Annotated in this window: 13 protein-coding genes; all 13 read left to right on the plus strand. The window is 43.6% G+C overall.

What is annotated here, in order from left to right:
• Positions 1–447: polysaccharide biosynthesis/export family protein (locus ACO5Z0_RS00445; protein WP_485648745.1), on the plus strand; the 447-nt coding region annotated here is incomplete at its 5' end.
• A 25-nt stretch (positions 448–472) separates the two neighbouring features.
• Positions 473–1,819 carry a GumC family protein gene (locus ACO5Z0_RS00450; protein ID WP_485648977.1) on the plus strand — a complete coding sequence of 449 codons (1,347 nt, stop codon included), beginning with the start codon at positions 473–475 and terminating at the stop codon, positions 1,817–1,819.
• 60 nt (positions 1,820–1,879) lie between these two features.
• Positions 1,880–3,313 carry an undecaprenyl-phosphate galactose phosphotransferase WbaP gene (wbaP, locus tag ACO5Z0_RS00455; RefSeq protein ID WP_485648746.1) on the plus strand — a complete coding sequence of 478 codons (1,434 nt, stop codon included), beginning with the start codon at positions 1,880–1,882 and terminating at the stop codon, positions 3,311–3,313.
• A gap of 51 nt (positions 3,314–3,364) precedes the next feature.
• Positions 3,365–4,453 (plus strand): glycosyltransferase family 9 protein, encoded by a 1,089-nt coding sequence (locus ACO5Z0_RS00460; protein WP_485648747.1) that lies wholly within the window; start codon positions 3,365–3,367, stop codon positions 4,451–4,453.
• A 20-nt stretch (positions 4,454–4,473) separates the two neighbouring features.
• On the plus strand, positions 4,474–5,568 hold the full coding sequence (locus ACO5Z0_RS00465; protein ID WP_485648748.1) for an O-fucosyltransferase family protein: 1,095 nt from the start codon (positions 4,474–4,476) through the stop codon (positions 5,566–5,568).
• A gap of 25 nt (positions 5,569–5,593) precedes the next feature.
• Positions 5,594–7,096: a lipopolysaccharide biosynthesis protein gene (locus ACO5Z0_RS00470; RefSeq protein ID WP_485648749.1), complete on the plus strand. Its 1,503-nt coding sequence runs from the start codon at positions 5,594–5,596 to the stop codon at positions 7,094–7,096.
• Positions 7,097–7,122: 26 nt separating this feature from the next.
• The gene (locus ACO5Z0_RS00475) at positions 7,123–8,133 is read left to right on the plus strand and encodes a GHMP family kinase ATP-binding protein (RefSeq protein ID WP_485648750.1); all 1,011 of its coding nucleotides are present in this window, start codon (positions 7,123–7,125) and stop codon (positions 8,131–8,133) included.
• A 15-nt stretch (positions 8,134–8,148) separates the two neighbouring features.
• Positions 8,149–9,312 carry a glycosyltransferase gene (locus ACO5Z0_RS00480; RefSeq protein ID WP_485648751.1) on the plus strand — a complete coding sequence of 388 codons (1,164 nt, stop codon included), beginning with the start codon at positions 8,149–8,151 and terminating at the stop codon, positions 9,310–9,312.
• A 12-nt stretch (positions 9,313–9,324) separates the two neighbouring features.
• Complete coding sequence (locus ACO5Z0_RS00485) at positions 9,325–10,758, plus strand: hypothetical protein (protein WP_485648752.1); 1,434 nt, start codon at positions 9,325–9,327, stop codon at positions 10,756–10,758.
• Positions 10,759–10,780: 22 nt separating this feature from the next.
• Positions 10,781–12,001 (plus strand): glycosyltransferase, encoded by a 1,221-nt coding sequence (locus ACO5Z0_RS00490; protein ID WP_485648753.1) that lies wholly within the window; start codon positions 10,781–10,783, stop codon positions 11,999–12,001.
• 19 nt (positions 12,002–12,020) lie between these two features.
• Entirely contained in the window at positions 12,021–12,620 is a 600-nt protein-coding gene (locus ACO5Z0_RS00495; protein ID WP_485648754.1) for an acyltransferase, read from the plus strand.
• Positions 12,621–12,648: 28 nt separating this feature from the next.
• The gene (locus ACO5Z0_RS00500; protein ID WP_485648755.1) at positions 12,649–13,344 is read left to right on the plus strand and encodes a nucleotidyltransferase family protein; all 696 of its coding nucleotides are present in this window, start codon (positions 12,649–12,651) and stop codon (positions 13,342–13,344) included.
• A gap of 35 nt (positions 13,345–13,379) precedes the next feature.
• Entirely contained in the window at positions 13,380–14,408 is a 1,029-nt protein-coding gene (gene gmd, locus ACO5Z0_RS00505; RefSeq protein ID WP_485648756.1) for a GDP-mannose 4,6-dehydratase, read from the plus strand.
• Positions 14,409–14,424 lie beyond the last annotated feature (16 nt).

The following is a 14,424-nucleotide window of genomic DNA, read 5'->3' on the forward strand; positions in this document are numbered from 1 at the left end:
AGCGTCAAGCTGGAAGGACTGACACTTGATGAAGCCAAGGCAGTCCTCATGGAATCGCTCGGCGCGTATCTGCGCATTCCGGATATGTCGCTTCTCATCACCGGCTATGGACCGCGCAAAGTCTACGTCATGGGCACCGTCGCCGCTCCAGGCGTTCATGCACTTGATATCGACAGCATGAACGCTTACGCCGCTTTGGCAAGCGCCGGCAGCTGGACAAATCGAGCCAGAAGCACCCGCATCCAGATCATACGCGTGCGGGATGATGTAATGTACTATCGTACGCTCAACATGAAGGACTATATCAAGAAGCATGACCTTACACAAAACGTCGTCTTGGAAGACGGCGATATCATTTATGTACCGGAATCGAACGGCATCAAGATCGCTGAAGACATTTTGCCGTATGTCAACGCATGGGCGATGTATAAATCTCTGACAGATTGATCGTGTGGATAGGGGAGAAGTTGTGATGGAACAGAATGAGGGTACGATCGACCTCTCGAAACTTTTTCAAATTATGGCTGTACGCTGGAAGGTGGTGGTGACGCTTATACTCACCTGCACATTGCTGGCTTTGGTAGTTGCGTTTGTATTGCCGAAGGAGTATGAATCCACGACATTGGTGCAGACGCGCAACGCAGGAAAAATCGATGTCTCCGGCGCTGCCGCTGCGATGGCTCTGTTGGGCGTGGGCGGCGGTTCTGTATCGTCGCCGACGATGAACTACATTGAACTGATGAAAGCACGTACCGTGCTTGAGCCGATTATAGAAGCACTGAATTTCCCGCAGGATGAGAAACCGAATGTAAAAAAGTTCGCAAAAAAGTATCTTGATATCAAGAATACAAAAGGAACGAACTTGATCGAGGTGATTGCGCGCGGTAAAACGCCGGAGGAAGCGCGGATGATCTCGCAGACGGTCGTTGATAACTTCCTCATTATGCAGACGGATATGAACCAGGAAACACAGTCTTTGCTCGTGAAATTCCTCGATAAACGCATAGCGGAAAGCAAACAGGAATCGGAAGAGGCGGAGCAGAAGCTGGCGACTTTCAGCAAGGAGCATAAGATATACAGTCCCGACGAACAAGTGAAAGCGGCAATTGAGCAACTGGCCGTTTTTGATAAGGCGATCAGCGAAGCTGAGGTTCAGGAAAAGTCTGCACAGGCAGAGCTGGATACGGCTGAGGCGAAGCTTCTGGAGCAAAAGGTGAAAAGCAAGGCATACCGCATTTCGGACAACGCTGTTGTGCAGAAAATTCGCGATCAGATTGTTGCCAAACAAGTGGAAATCGTAGGGCTGGAAGAGCGCTATACGGATAAACATCCGAGTGTTCAGCAGGCAAAAAATGAACTGCGCCAATTGCAGGAAAGCCTCAATATCGAAGTTGTAGCAAGCGTTGACTCAAATGCGGCGACTTTGAATCCTGCACATTCAGAAATCTTGAAGAGTCAAGCACTGGCAGCTGTCAACTTAGCTGTTGCTGAGGCGGGAGAAAAGAAACTCAAGGAGCAGCGCGATGAAAAAGAGCGTGAGATCGGACAGTTGCCGGATGATGTGCTGGAATACATGCGTCTCGAACGTGAAGTAAAGATCAAGGGCGAGGTTTACCTGAACCTCGTCAAGCAGAGCGAGCAGAGCAAGATTCAAGAAGCGATGGACAGCATGGATATCCAGATAGTCGATCCGGCGGACTTGCCCGATGAAGATAAGCCTGTTGCTCCGCGAAAGAAATTGATTGTTGCGATTGGTTTTGTAATCGGTGTGCTTTTGTCTATGGGGTATGGACTGCTTGCTTACAGACGGACGGCATAGTTTTAAGTGGAGGCTTACGTGGCAATCTGCTGATAGAAATGAAGAGGGGGGTCGACGAGTATGCGATATCAATTGCCAGCAACTGTTCGACGAATATGCGCCCCTCTTCTTTTTGTAATTTTTGACTATATCGCCATCTTGCTTGCGGAGAAGGTTGCTTTTGGTCTGCATGATCTCTATGGTCTCTTTGTAGGGGATTCTTATCATATTGCAAATGCCTATGTATTCTTTTGGATACCTTTACTGTTTATCGCGTTCCTTGGCATGGCACAGACGTATACGAAGATGCAGCCAATCCTTGAGACGGTGCGGCAGATTTTCTATGCCGTTCTCTATGCGCTTGTTACATGCATCATCGTGCTTTATTTCATGCAGGCGAGTCTTTTGGCATCGAGACTTTATGCCGTTCTGTTTGGCTGTCTGGTCTTGTTCAACGTATATGCTGTTCGCTATGTATGGTTGAAGATTCTTAAGATGACAAATATGCTGACAAGACCCATCATTTTAATCGGTGCAGGGAAAACCGCAGAACAGGTATTGCGTTCTTTTGAACAGGATTTGGGCTATCGCTATAGAGTGGTCGGAATTCTCGATGATGCGCCTGTTTCAGATGAGTTGCCTCGGAAGTTTCTTTTGCTTGGAACTTTAGAAAAAGCATCAGAAATTATACATAAATCTGAGGTAAAGACGGTCGTGATTACGGTTCCAGGTATGGAGAAGAACCGACTTAAGCGCCTTTTGGAAGATATACAGCCTTATGTAAGAGATATCATCTTTGTACCTGACCTCGTCGGAATTCCTCTTTACAATGTAGAAGCGCAGACTCTGTTCAATGAACAGATTATGATGCTTTCGTTGTGCAATAATCTTACTAGACGAAGGAACAGGATTATTAAGCGATTTTTTGATGTTATTGTTGGGAGCATATTGTGCATCCCGCTTATTCCTATCATTGCTGTGATTTCTCTATGCATCAAACTTGATTCAAAAGGATCGGTATTTTTTAATGCGCAGCGTATTGGAAAAAAGGGGAAGACGTTTACTTGTTATAAATTTCGATCCATGCATCTTAACTCTCAGAGGATTTTAGAAGAGTATCTTGCAAGATATCCTGAAGCAAAGAGAGAGTGGGATACGTTTGCTAAACTGCGTGATTATGATCCGCGCGTTACGAGGATCGGCAAATGGATTCGTAAGTATAGCTTGGATGAACTTCCTCAGATTCTTAATGTCATCAATGGCGATATGAGTTTGGTGGGACCGCGCCCATATCTTCCGCGTGAAAAAGAAGAAATCGGCGAGTATCTCTCGACGATTACGCTTACTGTCCCAGGAATCACCGGTTTTTGGCAGACCAGTGGTCGCAATGATGTGAGCTTTGCAGGACGTGTCGCTATGGATACGTGGTATGTGAGGAATTGGTCGATCTGGCTGGATTTGATGTATTTGTTTAAGACGGTAAAAACGGTGTTTACGGGAAAAGGTGCATATTAGCACCTTTTGGAATGAAAAAGGTGTATTATGAAAGAGCGAAATAATCCATGGATGAAACGTCTGGATAAATGGATTGGTTGTCCCCTTTTATTTGTGTTAGGTATATTCCATCATAACAGAAAAGCGATTGATCTCAATACGATAGATACACCCAAAATTGCCATGATTAAGACTGCTGCAATCGGTGATACGATTGTCTTGAGTGCAATGGTTGATGAGATAAAACGTCAATATCCTCGAAGCAGCATTACTGTGATTTGCTCCAATAATAATTTATCAATGGTAAAACTCATTCGTGGGGTGGATGATATTTTTGTTTTCGAGATGAAGAGACCGCTTCAATCATTTCTTGCGCTGAGAGGCTTGGGGCATTTTGACTTGTTGTTGGATTTTGGTCCATGGCCAAGAATCAACGCCGTGATTTCATGGATGGTTCATGTGGATTATAAAGTTGGATTTAAGCGTGCCCATATGTATCGCCACTATGTTTACGATAAGTGGGTGGAACATCTTGATTCGGTACACGAGATTGACAATTATCGAAACATCCTAAGGGGGGCAGGGATTCAGCCCGCAGATCTTTTGCCTTCCTTCATACCATCAAGTAATGATCTTACACCGGAGACGCCTTATGTTGTTTTTCATCAATATCCGAGCGGTTCTATGGAGAATCAGCGCAAATGGTCAGAGGTGTGCTGGGTGGAGTTGGGGAAAAGGCTCTATCAAATGTATCATATCCGCATTCTGCTGAGCGGTGCGAATATGGATGCGGAGGCGGCAGAGCACACGGCGCAGCTTCTTCGGCAAGTTGGTGTTCCTGTTGAAAATATAGCCGGAAAATGCTCTTTAAGTGACATGGTTGCGATTCTTGCAAAAGCTCGATTGGTTGTTTCGGTAAATACCGGGATTATGCATCTTGCCGCTGCTGTTCGTGCACCCTTGGTAGCTCTGCACGGAGCCACTTCAGAATTACGTTGGGGTCCTCTTGGAGATACTTCGACTGTTGTGAAGTCAGGCGAATCATGTCAACCGTGTATCAGCCTTGGTTTTGAGTCGAAATGCACAGATCCCGTATGTATGGAAAACATAACGGTAGACATGGTGTTGGAGAAAGCGCATATTGTAATACATAAGGATTGATAGGGAGGTACTTGTTAGAAATGAACTTTCAGCAAAGAGCATATTGGAAGTATCGTATCAGCGAGAATATAAAGACATTCCTAAAGAAACATCCCAAAGTGAATTATCTGCAGAGAGTTTTACGTCATTGTAATGATGCGACCTTTGTGAAGAATGTCATGACGATAGGTCATAATCCAAATTGCCTTCATTTGCAGTCCTATGGAGAAAAAAATCCGGATAAGAACATCTTTTTTATTGAGGTCAATGGTGCTATGGGAGCAATGTACCGTTATATGCTCTATGCACTGTGGGAGGCAGAACGGTTAGGATTTGTTCCGGTTCTTAAATTTCATAACAGATGTTTTTATCAGGAAGAGCACCCCATCGATGGAACAAATAATGTGTTTGAATACTATTTTTCGCAGCCTGCAGAGATTACCCTTTCCGAAATGTATGAAAGTAAACGTGTTTTCCCGCTCGAATTGCCGCATTTAGCTCGGATTGAATATGACTTGGGAAATCTGAATCCAGATTCTCCTGCTGGTTATGTTGTGGATGAAGCGTATTTGGCGACGTTGGCAGAGATTGCGCGTAAGTATCTTCATTTGAATCCAAAAACAAAAAAAAATTTTGAAACTAGCTTTCGTAAGCTTTTCCCGCAAAGTGAGTCTGAAAAAAAAATCTTGGGTGTTCATGTCCGTGGGACAGATTTTGCGCTCCACTGGGAGGGACATCCCAACATGGTGACAGTGGAAGATTTTTTTTCTGCAATCGATGAAGTTTTGGGCAAAGGCGGAGGATTCGACCATATTTTCCTTGCAACCGATGACAATACGAGACTTGAGGCGTTCAAGGAACGCTATGGAGAACGGCTGTCCTATTATGAAGATGTGCACCGGGGGGAAGGTGTTCGTTTTGCGATGTTGGATGAGCTGGATCGGGAAAATACGCATTATCTGGATGGTCTTGAGGCATTACGCGACATGTACACTCTGGCGGCATGTGATGGGTTGATTGCAGGGCTTTCTCAGATTTCTATTTCAGCGCGCATTCGACGCTTGGCAGATCATGGACCTTTTGAATATATGAAGATCTTGGACAAGGGGTTGTATCGGAGTAATGCGAGTTTTTAATGTCCTGAGGAACAGTGCGTATTCGATGGTGTTCTATATGCTTGCAGCAGTTTTAGGCATTTTTCTGCGGCAGGCGTTTACGCGGTATATGCCGATCGAATTGCTTGGGTTGGAAGGCTTGTTTTCCAATCTTCTCACGATATTATCCTTGGCAGAGCTCGGCGTCAGTACGGTCATCAGCTACGGCCTTTATCGTGAATTTGCCAATGGCAATGAAAAAGAAATCAATATGCTGATGAGCATATATCGTTATATCTATCTCGTCATCGGTGCGTTTGTTTTTCTGGTTGGCTTCATATTATTCTTTTTTCTTCCTTGGATTGTGCAGGACGACAATATTTCGTGGTATTACGTTGAATTTGTCTATGTAATACAGATAGGAACCGTGCTAAGCTCTTATTTTTTGGCATATCGCAGAACTCTTTTTACAGCGAACCAAAAAGATTTTATTTGTTCCAGAGCGGATATTGCCTGTACTCTTAGTTCAAATCTTGTTAAGTTTTGGGCGATTATTGTATGGCAAAACTATTTCCTTTATGCGGCAACGGGTCTTGTTTTCAATATCATTGCAAATATTTATTTGCACCATAAGGCAGGAAAGATGTACCCTTTCCTCCATTCGATCAAAGTGACGATTGCAGATATGCGTGCTCGTAAATTTTTTTCGGACGTTGGGAACTTCTTGTTGCATAAACTCTCTTACGTTATTTATTTTGGGACAGACGCTGTTATCGTGTCTACTGTTTTAGGGCTTCGCATGGCAGGGTTGCTCTCGAATTATGTATTGATATATACTGGTGTGAATTCCATCATGTATAAGATCCTGCAGGGAATTATTCCGAGTGTGGGAAACCTGATTTACGCAGAAGACGAAGAGAAGAGCTACAAGATTTACCGCATGCTGGATATGATGTACTTTTTCTGGGGCGCTTTCATCGCATGCATCTATGCACTTGTACTCCAGCCTTTTATGCAACTGTTTTTCGGTGAAGTTTTTTTGTTGCCGGAAGCATATGTCGTAGCGCTTGCTGTTAACACATTGCTGGGAATACAATTTGAAAATGCATATAACTTTCGCAGTACGCACGGGACATTTGATAATGATCGTAGCTATATGATTGCATCCGCTGTAGTGAATCTTATTTTATCCATAGCCCTTGTGCAAGTTTATGGTATCGTGGGGGTCATGATTGGGACGATTGCAGGTCTCTTGTGCATTGTTTATGGACGTGTGCAATTCGTTTTTCGGGTCATATTCAGACGGAGTATGAAGCTTTATCTGTGGCGTCATTTTGTTTGGAGCTTGCTTGTTGTAGCTGAAATTTTGATGATACGCGTCATTTTTGATTGGTTGGCATTTCCTGATACGTATTGGCATGTTGTTATAAAATGCCTGCTGATTGCAGTTTTAATGGGAATGATGCAGGTTTTGCTCTTCCATCGAACGCAGGAGTTCAAGGATATTTGCAGTTATATAAAAACAGTGAAAGAAATTATCAACAATAAGCTGCATAAGGAAACAAATTGAAGAGGGACTATGATGAGGTGGCGTAAATGATTATAACAAAAACTCCATTTCGCATGTCATTTTTTGGCGGCGGAACTGATATGGCAGAGTTTTATGAGCAGTATGGTGGGAGTGTGCTTTCGACGACGTTTGATAAGTATTGCTATGTGACGGCACGTCATCTTCCACCGTTCTTTGATTATTCCAGTGAATTTGCCTATACGAATATTGAGCGCGTTAAAACTATTGATGAAATTGAGCATCCGTTGATTCGCAATCTTATGAAGTTCAAGGATATGCACGAGATTCGTCTCTCCTACGAAGCGGATCTGCCTGCAAGGACGGGGCTTGGGACATCCTCTTCGTTTGCTGTTGGTATGCTGTATGCCTTTTATGGCTTGAAAGGCAAACGCGTGGATAAACGTCGATTAGCGGATGAAGCCATCTATGTGGAGCGTGTGCTTTGCCGCGAAGCAGGTGGGATTCAGGATCAGATTGCAGCGGCGTTTGGTGGCTTGAATCGCATCAACATGGATCGAAACGGATATACAGTCACACCCGTTATCATATCCAATCAACGGAAAAAAGAGTTTAATGACAGCCTTATGATGTTTTTTACAGGGTTCTCTCGCTTTTCTTCGGAGATACAGAAGGAAACAGGAAAGAATATCGCGAATAAGGTCAAGAGTCTGATCGAAATGAAAGATTTGGTTGATGAAGCTGAAGAGATTCTGACGTCCAAAGGAGATTTGAACGAGTTCGGGAAACTCCTCGACTATACGTGGAAATTGAAGAGAGGCATATCGTCTGCTGTTTCCACGGCTTCCATCGACCATATTTACCAGAGGGCGATGAAAGCAGGTGCGACGGGCGGGAAATTATTGGGCGCTGGTGGTGGTGGCTTTTTGCTTTTCTATGTGGAAAAGGATAAACAAGAGAATGTTTTGAGCGAATTGGAAGAGTTGCTTTATGTTCCGTTTTGCTTTGAAAATGAAGGAACACAGGTCATCTATTTCAAAGCGGAAGATTACGATGTTCCGGGAAAATATCTCAAGTAGATAAGGGTGAAGGTTTTGGGTGGATTTGAAGGCAAGTCTGTGCTGATGGTAAATTGCGATTTTGTCTATCCTCCGGATCATGGGGATCGGGTGGATTCATGGAACCGCATCAAATGTCTGCGGGATATGGGCTGTATCGTCGATTTGATCTGCACCGTAAAAGAATCGCCAAAACAGGAATACGTAGATGAAGTAAAAAAATATGTGCGAAATTTGTTTCTTTGTCCACGCAAGAATCGCATTGTCGATATATTTTCTCCCCTTCCGTTACAGTTAAAATCAAGAGAACAGTTAAAACATGTGGGCTTGGAGGGAAAATATGATTATTTGATCGTTGACGATACTGCCGCTATGCTTATTCTGCAGAATCCGAGGCTCTTTTATGATAAAGCGATGCTGCATATGAACAATGACAACTATGTTTATTTCAAAGGGCTTGCGAGCAGTGAGGGCATCCTTTGGAAAAAATTGTACTATCTTCTGGATGCATTCAAGTATAAGCAAATAGATGCGGCTGTCGTTCGTTCCCTTCCGAATATCGCTTTTGTTTCTTATGATGAAATGCTTCGCTACAAAAGAGCATATCCCCAAATTCATGCGACATTTTTGCCTGTGGCAATTGAGACGGAATACAGGGAACAGGCACTGGATTCGAAGACGGTCTTGCTGATAGGGTCGTTGTTCATGATTAACAATCAGGACGCTGTTCGCTTTTATTTGCAGAAAGTGCATCCGCATCTGACGCGGGATGTCGAGGGGTATCGTCTGATTATTGCCGGGAACAGCAGGAAACAAGGAATTGCGTGGATTGAGAAGCTGACAAGTGATTATAACAATGTAGAGATCCATGATACACCGGAGAAATTGGATGAGCTCTATGCACGATCCAGTGTTTTTGTCAATCCCATGCGATATGGCGCCGGCGTAAAATTAAAGACGGTGAACGCCATTGTAAACGGGCTTCCTGTTGTCGCTACCACAATCGGCAACGAGGGAACAGGGCTTATCCATGGAGAGCAAATCCTTGTGGATGACGACCCAAAAGCTCTTTGCAGGTATATCACAGAGCTTTTGGGAGATGTTTCTGTGCGCCGAAATTTTGTCAACCGTGCACAGGCATATTTGAGAGAAAATTACAATCAAAAGGAAAAACTGTCTGCTTATTTGCTATCATTGTAAGGGGGGATATGAGTGCCAATCGCTTCAGTTTTATTGTTGATCTATATGGGATACATTTTGTTGGCGGGAGGCTCTTCAAAGGAAAAATATCTCTCCTTTTTGGCACTGGCAACCATTATGGCCATTGCAATGCCGCAGGGATATTTGTTGAAGATCGGCGATACAGAGATTTCTAGCCTTAGAAAATTATCCGGACTTATGTGCTTTCTGTACGGTTTATATTATATTTTGATCCATAGGATGCAGTTGCCGCAAAAATTAGTATTTCGTACCGGGCTGCTTCTGGCAAGCCTTATGGCAGGTATTCTTGTGGCACTTGTTTATCCTTATACAGAGCCGATTATACCGCCACTTCCTGATTATTCATGGGATCTTTATACAATGGGGCAATGCACCAAGGTTGTCGCTCCTCTTGAAGTAGGGAATGCGTTCCGTCTCTATTTGGGCGTAGTGATGTTTTTGGGGGTTGTTGCCAGTGTTAAAATCATCTGTAATGATGATGATCTTATAGTTGCATTGAAAAAGGTGATCATATATTCTCAACCATTGGCATACTACGGCATATTTGAGTTTGTTGAGAAAAATATACTTGGGAATTTAACCCTGACGTATGACATTAATGAAATTATTTTTGGTGTAGGTGAAAGCACCTTTACACATGCATTTACAAAAGGTGGAGCTCTCTATGTTCTGCAAGGGGTGACAAAAGAGGCATCGCATTTTATCCTTTCCATGTTTGTTATTGCATTGAGTATTCTTATCTGGAATAAAATTCAAGCAGTTCGATTTAATAAATCGGGAATTTCTGTTTATCATGTTTATTTACTTCTTTTGATTATCTTGATGATTCTTTCCGGCGGATTTTCCGCATGGTGGTGTCTCTTTATTTTGTTCTTGGTCTACTTTTCTCTGCGGTATGATATTTATAAAAAAACTTTGCGTGAGAGTATTCCCTACATCATTTTGACACTGATGATTGTCTTTTCGGTTGTTGGAGGTATCCTGTTTTTCTTCGGGGAAGAAATGGAATATGCGATTGCACGCACGGAGGATGTTTTCTATACGATAAATGTTCTTGCAACAAGTGGTACATTGGCGGCGATCGGGACAGAGGGAGAGCTTTCGACGTTCTCCCGATTGACGAGTATCTTTGATGTTACGGCAAGCTTTATTGATCGCCCGTTTCTGGGGCTTGGAATTGGTTTTCAGTTTGCCTTGGCTGCACTGCCGACCATGTTGTCAGATTTAGGTCTGTTGGGACTTATCCTTTGGTTTCGTGTATTGGTTGTCTCGGAAAGAGGTGTTCAACAACAATATGATCTTATGTTTTTGAGTCTTTTTGTCGTTGTTTGGGGTGTTTTTTTTGGAGCAGCGACACTTTATGTAGAGTTATATACTTTGGTGCTTTTTGAATGTACAAGACTTTATGCAATGAGGCAGACGTGATGCCGTAGATTCTGTAAATCGAATGGAGTTTGCAATGGAGGTGAAATATATGAATATCCTTGTACTTATGCCGTTGAAAGTCTATCCTGCTGTTGATGGAGGGTTGCAGGGGCTTAGGGTGCACCATCGTATGTTGCATCAGATGGGGGTCAAGCTCTATGGTGTTATGAGTAATGTTGATGATGCCTGTGAGGATTGGCGTGAGTATATGCCGGAATTCGAAGATCTTTTGATTCTTCGGCGCTGTCATCCGCAGGTTGGTAAACAACCGCTGAAGGCACTATTGGAATGGCTTTTGTCTGGTAAGCCAAGACGCGCTCAGGTTCTTGAGTCAAGAGAAAATAAGAAATATGTGATGGACTACATTGAGGAGCATAATATCGATACAATTATTCTTGAATTGCCATTTACGGCGGAGTATGTTGATTTCGAAATTGTGAAAGAAAAGGGAATACGGATTGTTCTTGTTGAGCATAATGTGGAATATATTTATGAACAGGAAGCATTGTCTAAATATGGATGCCTAGCTTGGCTGGAAATTAGTCGCATGAAGAAGTATGAAAGGAATATTTTGCCGCAGGCGGATATGGTTGTTACTGTGTCGCCTACCGATCAAGAACTTTTGGAACGTGAATTTGGATTGACGAATGTGGTCTTTTTGCCGATTCCAATGGAGATGTCGGATATTCGATGGAAAGAAGCGGCTTCAAAGTATATCATTTTTAATGGTTCATTGAATTCTTATGTAAACTACTATAGTATGAGGGAGTTTTGTAAAACTGTTTTTCCGAAGTATGTAAAACACCACCCAGAGATGAAGTTGCTTATTACAGGTGGTGTAAAGGATTCTGTACGCAAAGAGTTTTCTCATGCGAATATTGAATTTACTGGCTTTGTCAGTGAGGAACGTTTGCATGAGTTGCTATGTTCTTGCTGTTTTATGGTTTCGCCGATTATCATTGGTTCTGGAACGAAATTGAAATTGATTGAAGGTCTTTCGATGGGAATTCCAATTGTAGCATCAGAGCATTGCTTTGCAGGGGTTCCTTTTACGACAGAATGCGAAAAACCGTATCTTGTCGCATCGAGAACTGAGGAGTATTTTGAACACATGAGTTGTTTGACAGAATCGGCAGAAGCGAGGAACTGCTTATCTAGTGCGGCAGTTGAATTTTTTTATGATACATTTGTTTCGCCGAAGAACAGAAAAAAATGGGCGACGATTTTAGGGATTGAGTATTGATGTGAGAGGACGTGGATCGTTGGAAAAGGATGGCAGATGGATGTATTTTATTAATAAAGCACCTCTCATAAAAAGAGGGATGTTAGCCTCGAATGATTTTTTTCGTGGATATATTGCAAACCATGTTGTGGCGCATATACCTTGCGTGTTGATTCGGTGGCTTTATTATCGCTATATTATAAAAATAAAAATGGAGTATTCTGTATATATCTATATGGGGCTATATATATATCCTCCCACATTCAAAAGAATCTTGATCGGGAAAAATACGGTAATTAATCGAAATGTTATTCTTGACTGGCGCGATGATGTATATATTGGAAACAATGTAAACATCTCGGCAGAAGTAGCTATTTATACTGGTGGTCATCGAATCAACTCAACAGATTTTGCCTATTACTCCGCGCCGGTTCGTATTGAGGATCGCGTGTGGATCGGCACGCGGGCGATGATTATGCCCGGGGTTACCATTGGGGAAGGTGCAGTCATTCTTCCTGGAGCTGTCGTCACACAATCCGTGCCACCATTCAGCCTTGTGGGTGGTGTGCCGGGGAAAGTGATTGGGACACGGCAGAAGGATCTGACTTATGACTTGACATACAGAGGATGGTTCTTGTAAGGGCTGAATCTTTTTTTGGGGGGCTGTTATGGAAGCAATTATTTTAGCCGGTGGATTTGGCACTCGATTGCAGCATATTGTCTCAGATGTGCCAAAACCCATGGCTCCCATGGATGATGCACAGACGCCTTTCTTGTCTGTTTTGCTGGATAAACTGCTTCGCTATGGTTTTAGAAAAATTATTCTGTCGACGGGGTATATGCACGATAAGATTGAGGGCTATTTTGGTGATACCTATAAGGGCGTCCATTTGATTTATTCAGAGGAGAAGACGCCTCTCTTCACGGGTGGCGCAATCAAGAAAGCACTCGCTTTGTGCGATGAAGAAAATGTCTTTGTGTTGAATGGAGACACATACTTTGATGTAGATTTTTCTCAAATGAAAAGGACTTTTGTAGAATCCAAGGCGGATGTCTCCATTGCCGTTAAAGAAATGAAGGATTTTGATCGGTATGGAACTGTGGTTCTGAAAGGGAAACACGTTCGCGCTTTTCGTGAAAAGGAGCAGCAATCTTCTGGTTGGATCAATGGAGGTATCTACTGCATTCGAAGGGGTCTGCTGAATGAGGCGGAGGATAAGTTTTCCTTTGAAAAATATTTGGAAACCCATGTCCAAAAGTTGGAAATCATAGCATACCTTTCGGATGGATTTTTTATCGATATTGGCATTCCTGAGGATTACTTTCAGGCTAGAGATAGATATGAAAATAGTGGATTTGTATGAATATGAGTCTGTAACGCGCAGAATGGAGGATTAAAATGAGAAAGGCATTGATTACAGGAATCACAGGACAGGACGGTTCCTATCTTACGGAACTGTTGCTGGAAAAAGGGTATGAGATTCATGGAATCATCCGGAGGCAGAGCAGTCAGAATACGGAGAGAATCGACCATATCTTGAATGATTCGGCATTTGCCAAGCGTGTTTTTTTGCATTATGGCGATTTGACGGATTCCAGCAATGCGCATGGATTGATTCAAGCAATTCAGCCGGATGAGGTCTACAATCTTGCAGCGCAGTCGCATGTAGCCGTATCGTTCGAGGTGCCGGAGTATACGGCGGAGGCGACGGGCGTAGGGACGATTCGTCTTTTGGAAGCAGTGCGGCAGAGCGGTTTGCCGATTCGCTTTTATCAAGCGTCAACCTCGGAGCTTTTTGGCGGTCTGCCTGAGACGGCTCCGCAGAGTGAGGCGACGCCGTTTTATCCGAAGAGTCCTTATGGGGCGGCGAAACTCTACTCTTTCTGGATTACGAAAAATTATCGTGAATCCTATGGGATGTTTGCCTGCAACGGAATTCTCTTCAATCATGAGTCGCCACGGCGCGGCGAGACTTTTGTGACGCGCAAAATAACGCTTGCAGTCGCTCGGATTGCCAAGGGATTGCAGGAGAAGCTGACGCTAGGCAATCTTGAGGCAAAGCGCGACTGGGGCTTTGCGGGAGATTATGTAGAGGGAATGTGGCGCATACTCCAGCAGGATCAGCCCGAGGACTATGTACTTGCCACGAATGAGACGCATACGGTGCGTGAGTTTGCTGAGAGAGCTTTTGCTGAGACGGGTGTTCTGATCCGCTGGGAAGGCGAGGGGATCAATGAGAAGGGCTATGATGCCAAGACAGGGAAGCTTCTTGTTGATGTGGCAGAGCAGTTCTATCGCCCTGCAGAGGTTGAACTTCTCTGGGGGGATTCCGCGAAGGCAGAGCGTGAGCTAGGTTGGAAACGCAAGGTCGCCTTTAGAGATCTGGTTCAAATGATGGTGCAGGCGGATTTAGAAAAGTTTCGCTAAAATGATACTTGTATTT

This window comes from Selenomonas sp. (assembly GCF_057272215.1).